Source organism: Duganella sacchari (genome assembly GCF_900143065.1).
GTDB lineage: Bacteria > Pseudomonadota > Gammaproteobacteria > Burkholderiales > Burkholderiaceae_D > Rugamonas > Rugamonas sacchari.
Genome location: NZ_FRCX01000003.1, coordinates 191,538 through 211,269, shown reverse-complemented (window position 1 = coordinate 211,269; position 19,732 = coordinate 191,538). Strand labels below are relative to the sequence as shown.

Below are 19,732 nucleotides of genomic sequence, written 5' to 3'. Positions count from 1 at the left end.
AATGCCCAACTAGACTTGCCCGGTAGGTATGGTTTAGTTTGAAGCTAAGCCAATATCGTAAGTTGCGTCTACGCGGCGGCAAGCATGGCTGTTGCCACTGTGATGGCGGATGGACTGGCTTTCGCCATGCGCCGACGCTTGAAATCCACCAACCGGAATTCACCTTCGATGTGTGCCGGCTGATACGCTGTACTCACAGCCAGTTCCATCTCGGTGCCATAAGTGCACCAGTAGTCGCTAGTGAAGTCGCTGGCGACGGCTTCGCGCAACGACACGCCATGATCGCCCGTGCCCTCCAGCTGTAAATCGGGTGGATCTCCCGTCAGGTAATGGCGCACGACGAAGACCGTTGGCACTGCGTCGGGGTAAGGTGGCGGCACGGTGATCGAACACAGACTGTTGACGGCTTCCCGCGCCGCTCGGAACACCTCGCCGCCATCGAATACCGCGTTCGACGCTGCCGAGCCCAGATAGCCGTGACTACCCAGGGGCAGTAGCGACAATGTCGCCCGTCCTTCGGCCTCTGCTTGCAGGCGCCGAATGACCAGAGAATTTCTTTGCTGATTGGTGTCCTTGGTAATCATGCTAAGCAGACCCTCGGCATCCTGTTCAGGGAATACTAGCGCGAGGTACGCCAGCAGGCGAGCGCGAACATCGTGCAACGGCCGCAACCCCAACGCACGGATACTTGGCGCGTTTTCCGACGACGTGGCATGCACAAAACGCAAAAACAGCCTGTCTGCGTCGTCCACGTCCAGAAAATACAAAGGCGGTACTGCGACCTGCATCGACGCCGCTGCGGGCTCAGGATTAACTGGCGATGGCGCCGTTGTCGCACCGAACCCGGACACCAAAGTTTTTAACCAGGCGAACATGGTTTTCCTGTCAAATTGTAACGGTCAAGTAACTCGGGCTAGATGATAGGTTTCCTTCACTATGCCCAGAGCAGTATCTAATCGCAACGACTATCAGGCCAACGCCGTTGTGTGCCCCGTGATGTGCTATTTGTAGCACGTCACGGTACGGAGAGTCAGATGATGGTGTTTGCTATCATCGACTCCAGTAGTTGAGAACGATCCAGCTCATTACCTTGGTAAATTACGGTGCCGAAGGTGTCGTCGATAGGGGGATGACTATCTGCTCTCAAATGAACGTGAATACCGCGTTCTTGAGCACGGTTTGCTGTCCACAGTACCGCCGGAGTAGAGGCCCACAGTGCGAAGCTGGCGCCTGGATATTCATCAATATTGAGCACCTTGTCCACGTCATCATACTGCGACGCCTTGCTGAACTGGTCGTGCAGCGGCTTCAGTGGTGTAGATGCCATCGCAACCTTACTCCACGTATTGTCCCTACCGCAATTGCCGCACAGGTGCTTGCTATGAGCCGTACGCGCGAAATCTCCGAGATCCAGATGCGGGTATCCGCAGTCTCTGCAATTGATGCAACCCATCTCCAAGCCGGATTCCAAGGCAAGCACGAACTCAAGGGCCGCCGGCGGAGTCACGTGCACCTTGTTGATTTCGTTGTTGGCGAAAAGGTCACCAGCCGGGTTGTAGTGCAGGGATAGGGCTTCGAAATCCTGATCTATCACCTTGTCACCGCCGGCTTGCTGGCGTACATGGACATGGATCTTTGGCCTGCGTCTCGCAGGCAAGCCCATGCTCGTCAATGCAGGCGGCAGCGAACACCAGATGCCCACTTCGGCATGCTCCTCCATACGGATATGGGGAGGATTGATTACGTATGACATCGGCTGCAAATGGTTGGAGCATCGGGCCACGCCGCTCCGCCTTGCGGCTGCGATGTCCCCCTTCGTGCCCCAGTGCTTCTGATGCGTACGGCACCACCAACGCTTCGCGCCATTTCGCATTTTGCCCGCCTCAACGATGTCGCAAGCCAAAATGGCGTCATCCCCCTTTTGCGCAGGGAACGAGCCAAGCAACTCTTCGCTGAAGACCGCGATATTACCCAGCGTGCGACCGTAAGACCAGCAGATCGCCTCGCGAACCTCGTGCGCGGCGGTCTGGTCTGGCCGGATCGGCTGCTCATATCCCAGGAACTGGCGGTTGACCTTGGCTGCGGGTGACTGGGTGATATCCCATTCGTACGCCCACATGGCGACTCGGCCACTTGCATCGGCGATGCGTTCGACTTCCATTTTATTCTTCCTGTCTGTTCGGTTGGATCATGAGGATCAAGGGGCTTACGGTACGACAGTCTGGCTTCAGACCGGAGAAAAGTCGTAATCCTTGGCGACCAAGACCACGGCGTTCCCATAGGAGACGAACAGGCTTGCAGCCTTGGCCTGCTTGGCCAGGTCCTCCATGAATGCATCCTTTATTCGTTCCCGTCCAGCGACGACGTAGAATTTTTTCCAAGTCAAAGTTGCAGCATCCTTGCCAGACTTGTTAAGCAGCTCACGCAGATCGGATACCACACTATCTACCGATTTCGCCATCTTCTTTGCCTTCCATGTTTTGGGGTTTAGGGATTTTGTAAGAATATTCTAAGGCAATCCTAAGGATTACGTAAGGAATTTTTTTGATTGCTGTAAGGATTGTTAGGCGCACTAATATGAATCTTTTTAAGCCACTTTCTTAATAGGGTGCGCAGAGTCTACGAGGCGCCAAACCGCGTCTACTGTAAAGGCAGCGGCGGCGGCGCGCTGATCGTCGACAAATTCGGCGACGCAGACCAGAAGCAGGAGAATGTGAATGAAATGGGGCAGCGCCGAGCGGCTGCGGAAGGGGTAATGGGCACAGCTTAATTTAGCCGGTTGAGTGTCTTGACTAGCGGGTCCACTTTAGGTGCCGCTACTTGGCCAGCGCTCCGGAACGCGCCCTACGGCGCTCGGCGCGCTTTTCCCACTTCCCCCGGAGCCACTCGCCGTAAGAGGGAAGATTCAGGTAGAGTTGCTGAGTAAGGTCCGCAAGCACACGAAGGTTTTCCGTCCGGATCATCCCCGCGTTGGCGAACTCCTCGTGCCTTCCGCCCAGCTTGCCCCACGCGTCGCGAAGCGAATACGGCGCGAACAGCTCGTTCGCGGTTAGCACGATTACAGGCGCGCGCGACTTACGCCGCTCCCGCACGTACTCGCGGCCCCATTGAGCAAGCTTGGAAATGCGCGCGATTTCGTCGTCGGACAACTCTTCCGGCTTTTTCATTGTCGAGAACACTAGGATCGATCCTGGGAACTCGGTCGCGAGCCTTTTCATCCTGTCGACGTCCCGCTGGTCGAACGCGTCTTCTATCTCGCGCCGCTCCTCCGCATTCTCGCCCCGGAAACTCTTGGCCTCGCCGAAGACCAGCTGCGTCGGGTAGTCATTCCCAAAAGTGACCTTCCGCTGGTACCACAGGATGAAATCTGCCTCGATCCGGTCGCTCGGGCTGAACGCGAGTTCCTGGCCCGCCGACCATGCGACGTTGCTGTCGTGCCCCTGGTCGACCACGTCTGCGAAAAAGCGGATCGACAAGGAGGCGGCGTAGCCGCCGGTGGCGTAGTTCGGCAGCGCGAACGGCCCGACAAGGCGATAGGCCCATTCCGCTCCCTTGGCCGGCTCGACTATCGGGAAGCCGAACTCCTGCAGGCACAGGGCGCAGCTCACCCTGTAACCCATCCGGTCGATGGCGTACCAGCTCCAGCTGGAGCATTTGGAGCACTTCAGCTTCATACCGAGCTCGACGGCGCCACGCTCGACCAGAGTCTCAAAGTTCCGCGCACGCCAGTGGTCGCCCTTGAGCGGCGCCTCCAGCTTGTTTCTAAACTCCTGGTGCTGTATCGACGGCGATATCGGCCGCCGGGTAACGCTGTTGAGCAGCTTCACGATTGCCGGATGGGCGAGGCTCCTGACGCCCCCGAATCCCCCGAGCGCCTGGATTATCTGGCCGGTGGCGCGCCCAGCGTCGGATAGGGTGGCGGTTATCCCGTGCGTTTTCAGCCACTCGTTTATGGCTGCCGTCCCCGTCACCATCCTCCAGGAGTGGCGGGACTCCTTGTATTTCGCAAACGAAACGAGGCCTTCCGTCGTAGGCAGCGTGGCCGCCAGCGGCTCGAACTTGGGAAACTTCGGAGCTCTGTAGTCGCACGGGAAGACGGTGGCTAGCTGGTCCTTGAACGTCCAGTCCCGCAGCCTGACCACGTTCGCCCAGCGGTTAGAATTGCCGTATTTTTCGGCGAAATCGGGATCCACGCAGTCGATTCGGACATACGGACTCTCTTGCGAGAACTCGGAGTCCACGGTCCTGCTTCCGGCCGTCAGGGTCGGCCGGGTCTCCCTAACGGTGAATCCCGGCGCCGGACGCCAGATCGAGGGATACCAGTCCTGCCGCACGTCGGCTCCCGGCACGCCTGTCCGGAAATGTCGCGCGTAAAGCGGCTCTATTTCCGCCGTCGGAATCGACCTAGCGAACATCACGTTCGCGTGCATCATGACCCCGTTCGGGTTGCCGGGGAGCGGCCTGAAGCTTCTCGCCACGAACTCCTTGCAGAAGCCGGATAGCTCCTCGGCCCACTGGATCGGGATCGGAAGGACGTGCGGCCTTACCGCGCGTAGGTTCCAGAAGTCCACGAGGTCTCGCGGCTGCGTCGCGTCCAGCACGAAAAGCGTCGGATCGTCCCGGTTGTGGTAATCGACTTCGATCTTGGAATGCCCGATCCGCAGCGCGGAAGTGAGGCTCTTGCCGTAAAGGCTGGCGAGCGCTGGGCCATCCAAGGATATCCGTTCCGGTGCGAACGCGTCCCCGTATGCGCGGCCGAAGTACAGCAGGTCCTCGTCGGAAGGGAACGCGCCGAATACGGCGGCGGCGAAGTTCCTGAAGGCGGACTGGCGCGGGACCACATCGACTATGTCGTGCTTGTGGCGGCGGACGAACTGGAACTCGGCCTCATATAGGTGCCTGTATAGATCGAGGACGCTCAGGCCGCAACCGCCCGAACGGTCCTGCCCATCGCGGACGAGCACGTCCCCGAGTTGAAGGACGCGCTCGGGATCGAACTCGAGGCCATCCGCCAAGCCTGGTTCCGCCTCAACGAGAAAGTCCGGCTCAAACATGTCGAGATAACCGTTAGTGATCTGGATCGCTGTCTCGAACTTGTGGCCGCGCCTGTCCCACCAGCCTGGTACCTGCCTGAAGCACGGGACGATGGGATTGAATTTCCCTCCCCAAAGACAGGTGTTGACCCTGAAGATTTCAAGCGTGCGCCTCCGGTCGTCCGGACGGACCAGGAACGCGAAACGGATGGGCCTCAGCCTTACGTCGGCGGTAATGTGGGACATGCTTGCCATGTTGTTAATGATTCGGGAAGGGGCATGCCGTTTCTCGCGGTCTGCTTAGCTAGAAGTATACGCAATACCCCGGCAGCGAGAAATCCTTCCGTTCCCGAACTGATGCAAAAAATGCCGCCTGCGATATCTACCGCCGGCGGCATCAAATGCGCGCCAGGCGTGCTATCTTACAACCCGTTTCGCTGCACCAGCACGACCTTGGCGGCCACGCTGTCGAAATAGCCGCTCCGCAGCTTGAGTAACGCCTACACGTCCGACACCCTCTTTCCGCCACCCAAGCATAACCAGAAAAGCCTTTTGATAAAGCTTGAGATCCGCTAGCTTGACTATGCGTCAATTCTTTCCTTAACCCAGAAAACTCTCCATAATTGTTTTCAAGCAGATAATTTCATGGGTCAAATTAGTCATTTTTAACCTAATTGAAACAATTATCCACATATACAATTATTTGTCATTTCTCGAACCCGCACTAGATAGAATTATCCGCATTAATTGTTACTTTAGGACATCTGGCTGGACATCCAGGATGGTTATTCCACCGTGACCGACTTGGCCAGGTTGCGCGGCTTGTCCACATCGGTGCCGCGGGCGACGGCGGCGTGGTAGGCCAGCAGCTGCAGGGAAACCACGTGCAGGATCGGCGACAGCAGACCGTAGTGTTCCGGCAGACGGATCACGTGCACGCCTTCGCCCGAGGTAATGCGCGAGTCGACGTCGGCAAACACGTACAGCTGGCCGCCGCGCGCGCGCACTTCCTGCATGTTCGACTTGAGCTTCTCGATCAGCGCGTCGTTAGGCGCGACTGTGACCACCGGCATTTCTTCGGTCACCAGCGCCAGCGGGCCGTGCTTCAGCTCGCCCGCCGGATAGGCTTCCGCGTGGATGTACGAGATTTCCTTGAGTTTCAGCGCGCCTTCGAGCGCGATCGGGTAGTGCATGCCGCGGCCCAGGAACAGGGCGTTTTCCTTGCGCGCGAAATCTTCGGCCCAGGCAATGATCTGGGGCTCCAGCGCCAGCACGGCCGAAATCGCGACGGGCAGGTGGCGCATGGCTTTCAGGTGCTCGACTTCCTCTGCTTCCGTCAGGCGGCCGTTGACTTGCGCCAGCGCCAGCGTCAGCAGGAACAGCGCCGCCAGCTGGGTGGTGAAGGCTTTGGTCGATGCCACGCCCACTTCCACGCCGGCGCGGGTGATGTAGGCCAGTTGGCATTCGCGCACCATGGCGCTGTGGCCGACGTTGCAGATGGTCAGCGTGTGTTCCATGCCCAGGCTGCGTGCGTGTTTCAGCGCGGCCAGGGTGTCGGCGGTTTCGCCGCTTTGCGAGATGGTGACCACCAGCGTGTTCGGATGCGGCACGCTGTCGCGGTAGCGGTATTCGGAGGCGATTTCGACGTTGACGGGAATCTTGGCCACCGATTCGATCCAGTACTTGGCGGTCAGGCCGGAGTAGTAGCTGGTGCCGCAGGCGAGGATCAGCACGCGGTCGATCTGCTTGAAGACGTTGTAGGCGCCATCGCCAAACAGCTCGGGCATGATGCCGGTGACGCCTTCCAGCGTATCGCCGATCACGCGGGGCTGTTCGAAGATTTCTTTTTGCATGTAGTGGCGGTACGGCCCCAGTTCGGCGGCGCCGGTGTGGGCCTGCACGGTTTTTACGTCGCGCTCGACTTGCTTGCCGTGGCTGTCGACGATCCACACGCGGCCCAGTTGCAGGTCGACCACGTCGCCTTCTTCGAGGTAGATGATCTGGTCGGTGGTGCCGGCCAGCGCCATGGCGTCCGAGGCCACGAAGTTTTCGCCCTGGCCCAGGCCGACGATCAGCGGCGAGCCCTGGCGGGCGGCAACCACGCGGTGCGGTTCTTCGCGGCAGAACACGGCAATCGCGTACGCACCATCGAGGCGTTTGACGGCTTGCTGCACGGTGTCGAACAGGTCGCCGTTGTACATATGCTCGACCAGGTGGGCGATCACCTCGGTGTCGGTCTGGCTCTGGAACACATAGCCGAGCGCGGTCAGTTCGGCGCGCAGTTCGTCGTGGTTTTCAATGATGCCGTTGTGGACCAGCGCTATCCGCGCCTGCTCGGTCGAGGGCGAGAAGTGCGGGTGGGCGTTATGCGAAGCCGGCGCGCCGTGCGTGGCCCAGCGGGTGTGGGCGATGCCGGTGTAGCCTTCCAGCCGGGCTTCCTTGATTTGCTGTTCCAGATCAGCCACACGCGAGGTGCTGCGTGAGCGCTGCAGCTGGCCGTCCACGTGCAGGGCCACGCCGCAGGAGTCGTAACCGCGGTATTCCAGGCGTTTCAGACCTTCCAGCAAAATGGGAGTGATATTGCGTTGCGCTACTGCGCCGACGATGCCGCACATAGAATACCTCGGTGAGTGGATTAAGTTAGCCGCAATCGTAGAGTAGTGATGATGAAATATGCTTTCTAATTCCTATTGAAAATGACATAAAATTTCATCACACTGACCACATGAAATATTATTTCAATATAGACCCATGGATGAAATAGATCGTCGCATTCTCAATGCGCTACAAGTTGATGCATCTCAAACCAATGCGGAATTGGCTGCTGCGGTGCACATTTCGCCGCCAACCTGCCTGCGGCGGGTCAAGCAGTTGCGCGAAAGCGGCGTGATTCAGCGTGAGGTGGCCATCGTGGCGCCCGAAAAAGTCGGCCCCAGCCTGACGGCGCTGGTGGAAATCTCGCTCGATATCCAGGCTGCCGAACGCATGACGGCGTTTGAAGCGCTGGTCGCCAACGAGGCGGCGGTGCTGCAATGCTACCGCGTGGCGCCCGGGCCGGACTTTGTGCTGGTGGTGCAGGTTGCCGACATGCCGGCCTATAACGCGCTGGCACACCGCCTGTTCACCAGCCACGCCAACGTGCGGAATGTGAAGGCTTACTTCTCTACGTTCCGCAGCAAATTCGAGACCCGCATCAGCCTGTGAATAAAGCTGTTGGCAACTCTTGAGCAACGTTATACAGACTTAACCCCTGCATAAGCACAGGCTATGCACTGGCTTATACAGGGCTTTTCCTCAGCTTATCCCGGTGCTTATCCCTGCGGTTTTCACCTGCTTAACCACAGGGATATCCACAGCCGGCGTTAAAACCTGGCCGTCATAGTGAGGCTGATATTGCGTGGCTCGCCCCAAAAGACGCTGTCGTAGAAGCCAACGTTGCGGTAGTACCGCTTGTCCAGCAGGTTGCTGACGTTTAATTGGGCACTCAGGTTGCGGTTGATCTCGTACCCCGCCATCACACCCAGCAAAGCATAGCTGCCTTGCGTCAGGCGTGATTCCTCGCCGGCCGGGGCCTTGGGCCGGCCGTACCAGGATTCGCCATAGGTGGCGCTTTGCGCGGTCAGGCTGCCGCCTACTTTCAGGCCTGGCAGCACATGGTTCAGGCGGTAGGAGCTGGACAGGCGCAGCAGCTGGCGCGGCTGGGTCGGCTCGCCGCGCTTGCCATCGGCAGTGGCGATGTCAAGGATGGTGTAGCCGCCGCTGACGTTCCAGTCGCGCGTGATCTGGCCGGAAACGTCAAACTCGATGCCGCGCGCGGTCAATCCGTTGCCATCCGCCACGTAGGCCAGGCTGCCGTCCGGCAGTTTGAAGCCAGCCGGGACGGAGCGGTCCAGCACGGCCAGATTCTTTTTCAGCGTGCGGAACACAGCGGCCGAGGCATTGAGGCGCTTGTCCAGGAACTCGCCCTTGATGCCCAGCTCGGCATTGGTGCCGGTTTCCGGCGACAGCAGGTGGTTGTCCTTGTCCTTGGAAGTTTGCGGATTGAACAGCGTGGTGTAACTGGCATATGCCGACAGCTGATGGTTAAGGTCGTAGACCACGCCCGCATACGGCGTGACTTCGTTTTTGGTCTCCTGCAGGTTGCTGCTGCCAGTGAATTTGCCGCTGGTGTCAAACGCCGAATCCTCCGTGCGGTGGTTGCTCACGCGTGCGCCCAGCACCAGCGTCAGCGGTTCCGCCAGGTTGAACCGGCCGGCCAGGTAGGCGCCGCCCAGCTTGGTTTCGGTTTCGGTGTGCGAGCCGTCCGGCACGAATACCGGGCGCGGAATATTGCCGGTCCAGTTGCGGTAGTCTGGAATCGCATCAGGATAGTCGTGATGCGCTTCGCCGCCCTGGCTGCTGCTGACCAGCTTGCCGCCATTCCAGCCTGCGATCAGCGTGTGCTGGCGGCCAAACAGGGTGAACGGGCCGGTTGCGTACAGATCGTAGTTGTCGTTGATGCCCTTGCCTTCGCCCCAGGCGCCGGTCCACAAGCTCATGCCTTTGCCGGTGGCGGGATCCGGATAGCCGGCGCCGCCGTTGACCACGGTGGTGTTGTTGCGGCTGTCCGTGCGGGCGTAGCCCAGATGCAGTTTCCAGCCGCTGCCCAGGCGCTGGTCGATCGACGTGAACACGGTTTGCTGCTTGTTGGCCCAGGTGCTCCATGGCGCGCTCAGCGAGAAGTTGCGCGGCAGATTGGCCAGCGAGCCGTCGGCACTCCAGTACGGCACCGCGCCCCAGGTCGAGCCGGTCGGTTTGTTGCGCTGGAAGTCGATGCCGGCGGTCAGCAGCGTGGCGGGCGTCAGATCGGCTTCAACGATGGCCATGCCCACGGTTTTGCGCTCGTGATACATGTCCATGTAGGAATCGCGTGTCTGGTGCGCCAGCGCGACGCGGCCGCGGATCTTGCCGTCAGCGCTCAGCGGCACGCTCAGGTCCAGTTCCTGGCGGCGGTCATTCCAGCGGCTGAAGATGAGGCTGGCACTCCCCTGCAATGTCCGGCCCGGGCGTTTGCGCACCATGTTGACGGCAGCCGACGGATCGCCGGTACCGCCCATCAGGCCGCTGGCGCCGCGCACGATTTCGATGCGGTCGTACAGGATGGTGTCCGATAAGGGCGAATTGGAGCCCTGCGGCATGCCATCCACCTGGATATTGCTGATGCTGAAGCCGCGCGCATAAAAGCTGGTGCGTTCGCTATCCTGCTGGCCGATCATGATGCCGGTGCTGAGCGCCAGCGCTTCGTCCAGACGGTGCAGGCCGAGGTCGTCCATGAGCGCGCGCGTGACCACGCTGACCGATTGCGGGGTGTCGCGGATCGACATTTCCATGCGAGTCGAGGTGTGGGCCGAACCGGCCAGATAGCTGTCGTCGCTCTGGTTCTGGCCTTTGACTTCCACCTTGGTGATCTGTTCTTCGTCGGCGGCGCAGGCCGGGTAGGCGGCGCTCAGCGCCAGCGCCAGTGCCGTGATGTGCAACTTGTGAACCATCTTACTTTTCCCTGTGTTGTGATTGGTACTAAGTAAGACCGGCGACTGCGGAAAAGGGGACAGCGGTTTATGCCAAGGCCATCAGACATTGGGTAAATGCCGAAGCCATATAGCGCTTGACCGTGCGTACGGTGACACCCAGGCGTACCCCGATATCGCTGTAGCCCAGGCCTTCCAGCTGCGACAGCAGGAAGGCTTCACGCGCCTTGGGCGGCAGGCCATCCAGCATGCGGTCGATGTCGTGCAGGGATTCCAGAATGATGAGGCGCTCTTCCGGCGACGGCACATGGCAGGGTGGCAGTTGCGCCAGCACTTCCAGATAGGCGCGCTCCAGCGACTGCCGCTCGGCGTAATTGATGAGCAGGCGATGCGCCACCGTCGCCAGGTAGGCGCGCGGCTCGCGCATTTCGCGGCAGCAGCGCTCCGGCTGGCACAGGATGCGTACAAAAGTCTCCTGGGCAACGTCGGCGGCATGGTCGGCGCCGTTGGCTTTGCGGCGCAGCCAGCCGAGTAGCCAGCGGTGGTGGGCGACGTACAACTGTCCAACGTCGGAAATAGGCACGGTTTGATGCACAGGTCAGCAAATTCGGAATGAGAATTATTCTCATTGTATCAAATATGCAATGACCTCGGCGAGGCAATTGCTTATCCCCGCACTTTCCCGGGCCTGTCCACAGCTTTATGCACAGGCATTTAAAGTTATTCCTGGGTTATCAGGGCATTATTCAGCACTTACCCACGCGCTTACGCACAGAGTTATGCACATTTGCTGAAAATATGGGCGGTTTTGGGCTTGCCGGCACAACGCCAGCACTGTAAACCGCTGCTTGCCTGACAGGACCTGCTTGCCCACCTGTTTTCCCGCGCTTGCTCAGGGCTTACCCACAGATTTATCCACACATAAAAAACGGCGCCCGCAGGCGCCGTGGTGTTTGCTGCAGAGTCCGAGCTTATTTTTTGATCTTGACCGGACGGGTCCAGTTTTCGATGGTCACCTGGCGTGGCCGCGACACCGTCAGCTTGCCGGCCGGCGCATTCTTGGTCAGCGTGGTGCCCGCGCCCAGCGTCGCACCCTTGCCCACGGTAACCGGCGCCACCAGCTGGCTGTCGCTGCCGATGAAGGCATCGTCTTCGATCACGGTACGGAACTTGTTGGCGCCGTCGTAATTGCAGGTGATGGTGCCAGCGCCGATATTGACGCGCGAACCGATGGTGGCGTCGCCGATGTAGGCCAGGTGGTTGGCCTTGCTGTGCGCGGCCACCTGGCCGTTTTTGATTTCAACGAAGTTACCCACATGCACATCCTCCGCCAGCACGGTGCCGGGACGCAGACGGGCGTACGGGCCGATGATGGACGCATCGCCCACCACCGCTTCTTCGATATGGCAGAACGGTTTGATCTGCGCGCCCGCCAGGATGCGGGCATTGACGATCACGCTGTGGGCGCCGATATGCACGCCATCCGCCAGTTCGACCTTGCCTTCAAACACGCAGCCGACGTCAATGGTGACGTCGCGACCGCAGATCAGCTCGCCACGCACATCGATGCGGGCCGGGTCCAGCAGCGTAACGCCGCGTTCCAGCAGCTGGTTGGCGATATTGCGCTGGTGAATGCGCTCCAGCTCGGCCAGCTGCACCTTGCTGTTGACGCCGGCGACTTCCCACTGCGCCGACGGCTGGGCCGACACCACCGGCACATCGTCCGCCACGGCCAGCGCGACGATATCGGTGAGGTAGTACTCGCCCTGGGCGTTGTCGTTCCTGATCGCGCCCAGCCACTGTTTCAGGCGCAGGGTCGGCACCACCATGATGCCGCTGTTGATTTCCTTGATGGCGCGCTCGGCCTCGGTGGCATCTTTTTGCTCGACAATACGCACTATGTGGCCATTCTCACGCACGATCCGGCCCAAACCGGTAGGATCATCCTGTTCGACCGTCAGAATGCCCAGCTTGTCGTTACCGGCCGCGGCGATCAGCGCCTGCAGCGAGGCGGTGGTGGTGAGCGGCACGTCGCCGTACAGGATCAGGGTCGGGACCTGGTCGTCGAGCTCAGACAAACCTTGCATCACGGCATGGCCGGTGCCCAGCTGCTTTTCCTGCAGCGCGGTGGCGACCTGCTCAGGCTGTTTGGCAAGCAACGCCTGCACGGCTGCGCTTCCGTGCCCGTAAATCACGCATAATCGGCCGGCGGACAGGCTGCGCGCGGTATCGAGCACATGCTGCAGCAGCGGCTTGCCGGCCAGTGGGTGTAACACTTTCGGCAGCGCGGATTGCATGCGCTTGCCCATGCCAGCAGCAAGGATAACGACGTTCATAGGTGCCAAATCAGAGAGAGTGTATAAATGCACAAGTCTAACATGCCCCTGTCCGGTGCCCGGACCCTGTATCAGCTGTTTCTGGTCACACTGATGGTGCTGCTTGCAGCATGCAGCTCGCTGCGCCTGGCCTATAACCATGGCGATACGCTGCTGTACTGGTGGATCGATGGCTATGTGGACCTGAATTCCGACCAGAAAGAATGGGTGCGGGAAGATATCGACAAGCTGTTCCACTGGCACCGCAAGACCCAGCTGCAGGATTATGTGCAGATCCTGCAAACCGCGCAGCGCCAGCTGACTGCCGGCCCGACCCAGGCCGACCTGCAAACCGATGTCGACGACATCAAACAGCGCACCGAGTCGCTGCTGTTGAAAGCAGCGCCGGAACTGGCCGACCTGACGCGCTCGCTGCAAGCAGACCAGATCGCCACGCTGGAACGCAAGTTTGCCGCCAACAATGCTGATTTCCGTAAAAAGAATATGCGCGGCGACCGCGAGGCGCAGCAAAAGTTCCGCTATAAAAAATCCATGGAGCAGTTTGAGCTGTGGTTCGGCAGCTTTACCTCCGAGCAGGAAGCCGCGATCCGCCAGGCCTCCGATGCGCGGCCGCTGAATAACGAGATCTGGCTCGATGAACGCGTGCGCCGCCAGAAAAATATCCTGGCGCTGGCACGCCGGGTGCAGAGTGAAAAGCTGGGCAAGGAAGCGACCGTGGCAGCGATTCAGGAGCTCATCAAGGACGGCTTCGAACGCCTGGAAAACTCCGAACGCAAAGCCTTCTTTGACAGTTACGAGCAAGCCAATCTGCAACTGGTGCTGACCGTCATCAAGCTAGCCACGCCAGCCCAGAAAGCCCACGCGCAAAAGCGCATGCAGGGCTGGATCGACGACTTCCGGACCCTGGCGACCGACCAGAAATAAGCTGCCGTATGGTATGATGGCCTGTTGAATCAATGACTTAGAACACGCCCTCATGCCAAAGAAGCCCGCCAGCAAGCCTGCCAAACCCGCCAAAGTTCCGGTTCACGGTCCCCAGCACGCCAACCAGGTGCGTATCATTGGCGGCCAATGGAAGCGCACGCCGCTGCCGGTGCTGACCGCGCTGGGCCTGCGGCCAACGCCGGACCGCGTGCGCGAGACCGCGTTCAACTGGATCAATCACCAGCGCGACGGCGACTGGGCCAATGCCCAGGTACTGGACCTGTTTGCCGGCAGCGGCGCGCTGGGCTTTGAAGCGGCCAGCCGCGGTGCGCAATCGGTCACCATGATCGACAGCAATACCCAGGTCACGCGCCAGCTCGGCGACATCAAGACCAAGCTGAAGGCCGACAACGTCAACATCATGCGCGGCGACGCGCTGGCGGTGCTTCAGTCCGCCGTGACGCGCGGCCAGCGCTACGACCTGATTTTCCTCGATCCGCCTTATCAGCAAAGCTTTTTGGAACGCACTCTGCCGCTGTGCACAACACTGCTCAAGGAGGGCGGCCTGGTGTACGCCGAGTCCGGGCTGACGCTGGAGTTCGCCGAGGACGAGGCGCCAGAATGGCTGGCGGACTGGGAAATCATCCGGGCCGACAAGGCCGGAATGGTGTTCTACCATTTATTAAAACGCAAAGCCTAATTGCCGTTAAAACATCACCAATTTAAGGCAACTTTAAGCCAAAACCCGTTTTTCAGGCATAATGCGCGTTCTATATTGGTGCACTGCAGGGAGCCGCAATGGTAGTAGCTGTTTATCCGGGAACTTTCGATCCGCTGACCCGTGGTCACGAAGATCTGGTGCGCCGCGCATCGGGTCTGTTCGACACGCTGGTGGTCGGCGTCGCAGACAGCAAGAACAAAAAGCCGTTCTTCTCGCTCGATGAACGGCTGGAAATTGCCAATGAAGTCCTGGGCCACTATCCCAATGTGCGCGTGGAGAGTTTCTCCGGCCTGCTCAAGGATTTTGTGCGCGACAATGATGCGCGCGTGATCGTGCGCGGCCTGCGCGCCGTGTCCGACTTTGAGTACGAGTTCCAGATGGCGGGCATGAACCGCTATTTGCTGCCGGACGTCGAAACCATGTTCCTGACGCCGTCCGACCAGTATCAATTTATCTCCGGCACCATCGTGCGCGAAATCGCCATGCTGGGCGGGGATGTGTCCAAGTTTGTGTTCCCATCGGTCGACCGCTGGCTGCAAAAGAAGATTGCTGCCACCCAGACCGAGTAAGCGAGTTCTGCCATGGCCTTAATCATTACCGACGACTGTATCAATTGCGACGTTTGCGAGCCCGAGTGCCCGAACGATGCCATCTACATGGGCGCGGAAATTTACGAAATCAATCCGGACAAATGCACCGAGTGCGTCGGCCACTTCGATGAGCCGCAGTGCCAGCAAGTGTGCCCGGTGAGCTGCATTCCCTTCCATCCCGAGCACCGCGAAACCAAAGACCAGCTGTTCGCCAAGTTCGAGCGCCTGCAGGCCGCCAAGGCCTGAGAGGCCAAAAAAGCATGACCGTGCGGCAAAACACGCCGCCGCGTCTCCACGATGGTATAGTCCGATCACATACCACCCCGGAGACACCCATGAACCGTAGAACTATCCTGCACACCCTGATGGCCGGCGCCCTTCTGGCCTGCCTGCCTGCGTTTGCCGCTGTTGAGGTGGCCGGCGCCAAATTCGACGACACCATCACGCTGGCGGGCCAGCAGCTCAAGCTGAACGGCGCCGGCCTGCGTACCAAGGTCATTTTCAAGGTGTATGCCGCCGGCCTGTACCTGACCGACAAGAAAACCACGGTGCCGGAAGTGCTGGCCGTGCCTGGCCCGCGCCGCGTTGCCATCACCATGCTGCGCGAAGTCAGCTCGGACGACTTTGGCAAAGCCTTTATGGACGGCCTCAACGCCAACACCAGCAAGGAAGAACTCAGCAAGATCCTGCCGCAAATCAAAAAGTTCGGTGAAGTATTTGCGCAGACGCCGGCGCTCAAGAAAGGCGACCAGCTGTCGCTGGACTGGACCCCGAACGAGGGCACCCAGTGCTATTTGAATGGCAAGAAGTTAGGCGAGCTGATGCCGGATCAGGCGTTCTACAACGCGGTGCTGCGTATCTGGCTGGGTGATAAGCCGGTCGACAGTTCCTTGAAACCGGCGCTGCTGGGCGAGAAGTGATGTTGCGGCGCGGCAGACCTGTCGCGCCTGATTTTTTAAGCGCGCGCAGCCAGTGCGCGCAGTTCTGCAGCATGGCTCGGATCGCATTCACTGCGGTTCATCATGCGCTTGAGCAGCATGGCGTCGCGCATCTGGCGACGCTGCAAACGCTGCTCCTTGCTCATCTTCGGCTTCACCACCAGCACGGCGGCGCGCACGCAGCCCACCAGCAGGGGTTTGAACAGCACCAGCATGCCGCCGCTCACAGCGATCAGCAGCGCCAGCTTGATCGCGGCGATCAATGAAAAATCTTGTACTGCGGAAATGATGATGGACATGGTGTAGCCGTAGCTTTAGAATCTGACGTAACTATAGTGCGGCGCAACATAAGTTACCAATTTACTTTCTCGATAACAATTATTCGTTTGGTGAATGGTCTGTGCTATCGTTATTTCTCTGACACCTAACCTTGAGCCGCTATGAGCTTTCTGACGCTGGACCTGAACTTGCTGCGCGTGTTTGACGCTGTGATGACAGAGCAAAATCTGACCCGGGCCGCCGGCCATCTGGCCATGACCCAGCCGGCAGTGTCCAACGCCATCAAGCGGCTGCGCGAGAGCCTCGGTGACGAACTGCTGATTCGCACCGCTTACGGCGTCAAGCCGACGCCGCGCGCCGAAGCGCTGTGGCCGTCGGTGCGCAGCGCGCTGGCCAGCCTGGAAGCGGCGGTGGCGCCGGAAACCTTTGACGTTTCCGCCGCCCACGCCACCTTCCGCATGGCGATGGCCGACGCCACCGCCGCCATGTGGCTGCCGTCGCTGATGCGCTCGATTGAAAGTGAAGCGCCCGGCGTGAATGTCCGCATGGTGCCGCTGACCACGCGTGAGCCGCGGCCGATGCTGCTGCGCGGCGATATCGACCTGGCGGTCGGTTTCTTCCCGGGGGTGGCGGCCCAGCTGTCGTACGAAACCGGTTCGCCGATCCGCCATGAACGCCTGTATTCGGGCAAGTATGTGTGCGTGATGCGCCGCGACCATCCGCTGTCCAAGGTCGAGCTGAACCTGGAGAATTACTGCGCCGCCAACCATCTGCTGGTGAGCTTTTCCGGCCGCGCCCACGGCCTGGTTGACGAGGCGCTGGCCCAGCTGCAACGCGAACGCCGCATCTTGCTGACGGTGAACCAGTTCTTTACCGCCGGCCGTGTGGTGGCCAACTCGGACCTGATTACCGTGCTGCCGCGCCACCTGATTGCCGCCACCGGCATGACCGACGCGCTGATCCATAAAGAATTGCCATTCCAGCTGCCGGCGGTCCACCTGGACATGCTGTGGCACGAACGCGATGCCCGCAGCCCGGCCCACAAATGGCTGCGCGTGCATCTGGAAAAGATGAACACGGTCACCCAGAACCGCGTCAGCAATCCGCCAACGCCGCCGGCGTCTACCCGCTGATCAATGCCTGCTGCTGGAGCGGTAGCCGATACGGAAACCGCCCCAGTGCTTGCCATGCACATAAATCGGCGCCGACAGGTCATGCATGACCTCGCCGGTATCGCGCTTGTACGTCTGCAGCAGGAACGGTTTGGTATTCGCGCCGCAGCGCTTGCCCGTACGGTCGCTGAAAATCCGCTTGGTGCGGTTGTTGACGATGTCGATATCGTAGTTGCCCGTCAACGGCTGGGAAAATTTCTTGTTGTGGGTGGGGAAATAGCCGTTGTTATCCACCGCGCCAGCATAGGCCAGCTGCGGCATGGTCGCCAGCAAGCCTTCCTGCAGTGGCGGCAGCACGCGGTCGGTGAAATCGTCAAACCGGGTTTTGTGCTTGGGCGGATCGGTGTTCGGAATCGGCGTGTACGTGCGGTCCCATAGCGCTTCGCCTGAAATCTTGCCGCTGGCGATGGCCTGCTCAAAGATCCGGCCCACCTCCGCTGCCGCGCGCTGCGCCGCCTCGCGGATCTCGTCGTGCGAGGTGGCAATCGCCGACTCGCCCAGCGCACCGGTGATGATTTCCGCCCGTTCCGCCAGCGCCATGGCCGAGCTGGCGGCGCGCGGCAACTCCTTCTCGGTGGATAACAGGCTGTCGCGGATGCGGGCGATGGCGTCAGCGATGTCTTCGGTGGTCGTCACATGCTCGCGCGAGGCGCGCGCAATCTCGCCGATCTCTTCTTCCGACACGCCCGAGGAGCGCTCGATATTGCCCAACAGACCGTGCACGGTTTCCACATTGCCGGCCGCCTCGCTGACCTTGGCCGCGAGCGAGGTCATGCCGCTGGCGGCTTGCTCCGCCTGCTGGTTGATTTCACGCACCATGGTACTGATTTCGTCGGTCGCTTCCTTGGTGCGCAGTGCCAGCTGGCGCACCTCGCTGGCCACCACGGCAAAGCCGCGGCCTTGTTCGCCAGCGCGTGCCGCCTCAATCGCGGCATTCAGCGCCAGCAGGTTGGTGCGCGCGGAAATTTCGCTGATGGCCTCGGTAAAGCCGTAGATTTTGCGGGAGTTGATTTGCAGCGCCGCCATCACGTCGGCGGCCGTTTGCGCGTCCTGGCGCGCGGTGCGGATGCGTTGCAGACCACTGTCGGCCTCGCTGCGGCCGGCCTCGGTTTCGCCCCGCACCTGGGCCGCAATTCTGGCGGCGCGCTCGGCGTTGGCGGCAATGCGTTCGGTGGTATCGGCGTTCTGGCTGGAGCTGTGGACAATATTGCCAGCGGTGCTGACGTCGAGCTCGATTTTCTTCTTTACGGAATCGACGAAATACGAGGTTTCCGCCGCGCCGATCATGATGGCGTCAATTTCCTCGCCGACGGTGTGGGCAAAGTGGCGCACGCCGCCTTCGTCATGGTCCTGCCGCGCCGCCCACCAGGCCAGCGCCGCCCCGCCCAGCGCGGCCGGCACCGCGGCCGTGACCGGCCCGGCGCCCATCAGCCCGCATAAATAGGCGAGGCCCGTGCCGCCTGCTGTCGCCGCCAAAATCCACAATCCACGTTGCACCATCTTGTGCTGCAAAAGCTTCATCTGTCCCCCGTCTGACAACAGGCGCCTAGGGCGGCTCCACTAATTTATTTCTTTGATGCTATTTTATGGGCAACTTGGTGGTATTCTTCACTTCTTCCATCACGGCGTAGGTGTGCGTCTCACGCACGCCTTTCTGCAACAGGGTTTTACCCAGGAATTCGCGGTAGGCAGCCATGTCCTTGACGCGGGCTTTGACGAGATAGTCAAAACCGCCGGCAACCATGTGGCACTCCAGCACTTCCGGGATCACCTGGACGCTGTGTTTGAAGGCGTCGAAGACTTCGGGCGTGGTGCGATCCAGCACAACCTCGATAAAGACGAGCAGGGACACGTCCAGCAGTTGCGGATTCAGTTGCGCCGTGTAACCCATGATATACCCGGACTCGTGCAACTTGCGCACACGTTCCAGGCAAGCGGCGGGCGACAGATTCACCCGCGCGGCCAGCTCCACATTGGAGATACGGCCATCGCTCTGCAATTCCATCAAGATTTTTTTGCTGATCTTGTCTAACATTTCCTGGAACTCCCAAATAAATATTATTTGGTTAAATTGTCTCATCAAAAACTATCTATTGCTAGCCCCTCGCATTACCAGAATTAATCCAGAAGAAATCCCACTACAATCGAATCATTAGCAGTTCACCTCATTCCACGCCTCGCCAGCCATGCTGACCGGGCGTGTTTTTGTAGGTGGGCCGGCTCCAAAATTTC

The 19,732-nt window shown here is 60.0% G+C and carries 18 protein-coding genes; 7 read left to right on the top strand and 11 right to left on the bottom strand.

Translation table 11 applies throughout. The features are described 5' to 3' along the window. Nucleotides 1-68: 68 nt before the first annotated feature. The 5 genes from BUA36_RS07380 to glmS all read right to left on the bottom strand — a co-directional run bounded on the left by BUA36_RS07380 (nucleotide 69) and on the right by glmS (nucleotide 7,648). Nucleotides 69-875, bottom strand: coding sequence for a hypothetical protein (locus BUA36_RS07380; protein ID WP_072783038.1), 807 nt, complete (start codon nucleotides 873-875; stop codon nucleotides 69-71). A 155-nt stretch (nucleotides 876-1,030) separates the two neighbouring features. Next, entirely contained in the window at nucleotides 1,031-2,161 is a 1,131-nt protein-coding gene (locus tag BUA36_RS07375; RefSeq protein WP_072783037.1) for a hypothetical protein, read from the bottom strand. Between the two features lie 66 nt (nucleotides 2,162-2,227). Continuing rightward, nucleotides 2,228-2,461, bottom strand: coding sequence for a hypothetical protein (locus BUA36_RS07370; RefSeq protein WP_072783036.1), 234 nt, complete (start codon nucleotides 2,459-2,461; stop codon nucleotides 2,228-2,230). Nucleotides 2,462-2,816: 355 nt separating this feature from the next. Then, nucleotides 2,817-5,279 carry a hypothetical protein gene (locus BUA36_RS07365; RefSeq protein WP_072783035.1) on the bottom strand — a complete coding sequence of 821 codons (2,463 nt, stop codon included), beginning with the start codon at nucleotides 5,277-5,279 and terminating at the stop codon, nucleotides 2,817-2,819. Nucleotides 5,280-5,818: 539 nt separating this feature from the next. Continuing rightward, a complete protein-coding gene (gene glmS, locus BUA36_RS07360) occupies nucleotides 5,819-7,648 on the bottom strand; it encodes a glutamine--fructose-6-phosphate transaminase (isomerizing) (RefSeq protein ID WP_072783034.1) in 1,830 nt (609 codons plus the stop codon). 136 nt (nucleotides 7,649-7,784) lie between these two features. Between glmS and BUA36_RS07355 the strand changes: the two genes are divergently transcribed. Continuing rightward, the gene (locus BUA36_RS07355; RefSeq protein ID WP_072783033.1) at nucleotides 7,785-8,237 is read left to right on the top strand and encodes an Lrp/AsnC family transcriptional regulator; all 453 of its coding nucleotides are present in this window, start codon (nucleotides 7,785-7,787) and stop codon (nucleotides 8,235-8,237) included. Between the two features lie 158 nt (nucleotides 8,238-8,395). Here the strand turns inward: BUA36_RS07355 and BUA36_RS07350 are convergent, their stop codons facing one another. The 3 genes from BUA36_RS07350 to glmU all read right to left on the bottom strand — a co-directional run bounded on the left by BUA36_RS07350 (nucleotide 8,396) and on the right by glmU (nucleotide 12,876). Continuing rightward, nucleotides 8,396-10,561, bottom strand: a complete 2,166-nt coding sequence (locus tag BUA36_RS07350; RefSeq protein ID WP_072783032.1) for a TonB-dependent siderophore receptor — start codon at nucleotides 10,559-10,561, stop codon at nucleotides 8,396-8,398. Nucleotides 10,562-10,628: 67 nt separating this feature from the next. Then, a complete protein-coding gene (locus BUA36_RS07345; RefSeq protein ID WP_072783649.1) occupies nucleotides 10,629-11,117 on the bottom strand; it encodes a sigma-70 family RNA polymerase sigma factor in 489 nt (162 codons plus the stop codon). 394 nt (nucleotides 11,118-11,511) lie between these two features. After that, complete coding sequence (gene glmU, locus BUA36_RS07340) at nucleotides 11,512-12,876, bottom strand: bifunctional UDP-N-acetylglucosamine diphosphorylase/glucosamine-1-phosphate N-acetyltransferase GlmU (RefSeq protein WP_072783031.1); 1,365 nt, start codon at nucleotides 12,874-12,876, stop codon at nucleotides 11,512-11,514. Between the two features lie 27 nt (nucleotides 12,877-12,903). Between glmU and BUA36_RS07335 the strand changes: the two genes are divergently transcribed. From BUA36_RS07335 to BUA36_RS07315, 5 genes are all read left to right on the top strand, one after another. Then, entirely contained in the window at nucleotides 12,904-13,800 is an 897-nt protein-coding gene (locus tag BUA36_RS07335; RefSeq protein ID WP_229255638.1) for a DUF6279 family lipoprotein, read from the top strand. 52 nt (nucleotides 13,801-13,852) lie between these two features. Then, on the top strand, nucleotides 13,853-14,500 hold the full coding sequence (gene rsmD, locus BUA36_RS07330; RefSeq protein WP_072783029.1) for a 16S rRNA (guanine(966)-N(2))-methyltransferase RsmD: 648 nt from the start codon (nucleotides 13,853-13,855) through the stop codon (nucleotides 14,498-14,500). 98 nt (nucleotides 14,501-14,598) lie between these two features. Further along, nucleotides 14,599-15,090, top strand: a complete 492-nt coding sequence (gene coaD / locus BUA36_RS07325) for a pantetheine-phosphate adenylyltransferase (RefSeq protein WP_072783027.1) — start codon at nucleotides 14,599-14,601, stop codon at nucleotides 15,088-15,090. Between the two features lie 12 nt (nucleotides 15,091-15,102). Next, nucleotides 15,103-15,357 (top strand): YfhL family 4Fe-4S dicluster ferredoxin, encoded by a 255-nt coding sequence (locus BUA36_RS07320; RefSeq protein WP_072783025.1) that lies wholly within the window; start codon nucleotides 15,103-15,105, stop codon nucleotides 15,355-15,357. 89 nt (nucleotides 15,358-15,446) lie between these two features. Beyond that, nucleotides 15,447-16,031 (top strand): chalcone isomerase family protein, encoded by a 585-nt coding sequence (locus tag BUA36_RS07315; RefSeq protein WP_072783023.1) that lies wholly within the window; start codon nucleotides 15,447-15,449, stop codon nucleotides 16,029-16,031. 35 nt (nucleotides 16,032-16,066) lie between these two features. On the opposite strand, the gene BUA36_RS07310 is transcribed toward BUA36_RS07315, so the two are convergent. After that, nucleotides 16,067-16,348, bottom strand: coding sequence for a hypothetical protein (locus BUA36_RS07310; protein ID WP_072783021.1), 282 nt, complete (start codon nucleotides 16,346-16,348; stop codon nucleotides 16,067-16,069). 141 nt (nucleotides 16,349-16,489) lie between these two features. On the opposite strand from BUA36_RS07310, the gene BUA36_RS07305 reads away from it, so the two are divergent. Next, complete coding sequence (locus BUA36_RS07305) at nucleotides 16,490-17,461, top strand: LysR family transcriptional regulator (RefSeq protein WP_072783019.1); 972 nt, start codon at nucleotides 16,490-16,492, stop codon at nucleotides 17,459-17,461. Here the strand turns inward: BUA36_RS07305 and BUA36_RS07300 are convergent, their stop codons facing one another. Continuing rightward, entirely contained in the window at nucleotides 17,462-19,021 is a 1,560-nt protein-coding gene (locus tag BUA36_RS07300; protein WP_072783017.1) for a methyl-accepting chemotaxis protein, read from the bottom strand. A gap of 58 nt (nucleotides 19,022-19,079) precedes the next feature. After that, complete coding sequence (locus BUA36_RS07295; protein WP_008443393.1) at nucleotides 19,080-19,535, bottom strand: Lrp/AsnC ligand binding domain-containing protein; 456 nt, start codon at nucleotides 19,533-19,535, stop codon at nucleotides 19,080-19,082. Nucleotides 19,536-19,732 lie beyond the last annotated feature (197 nt).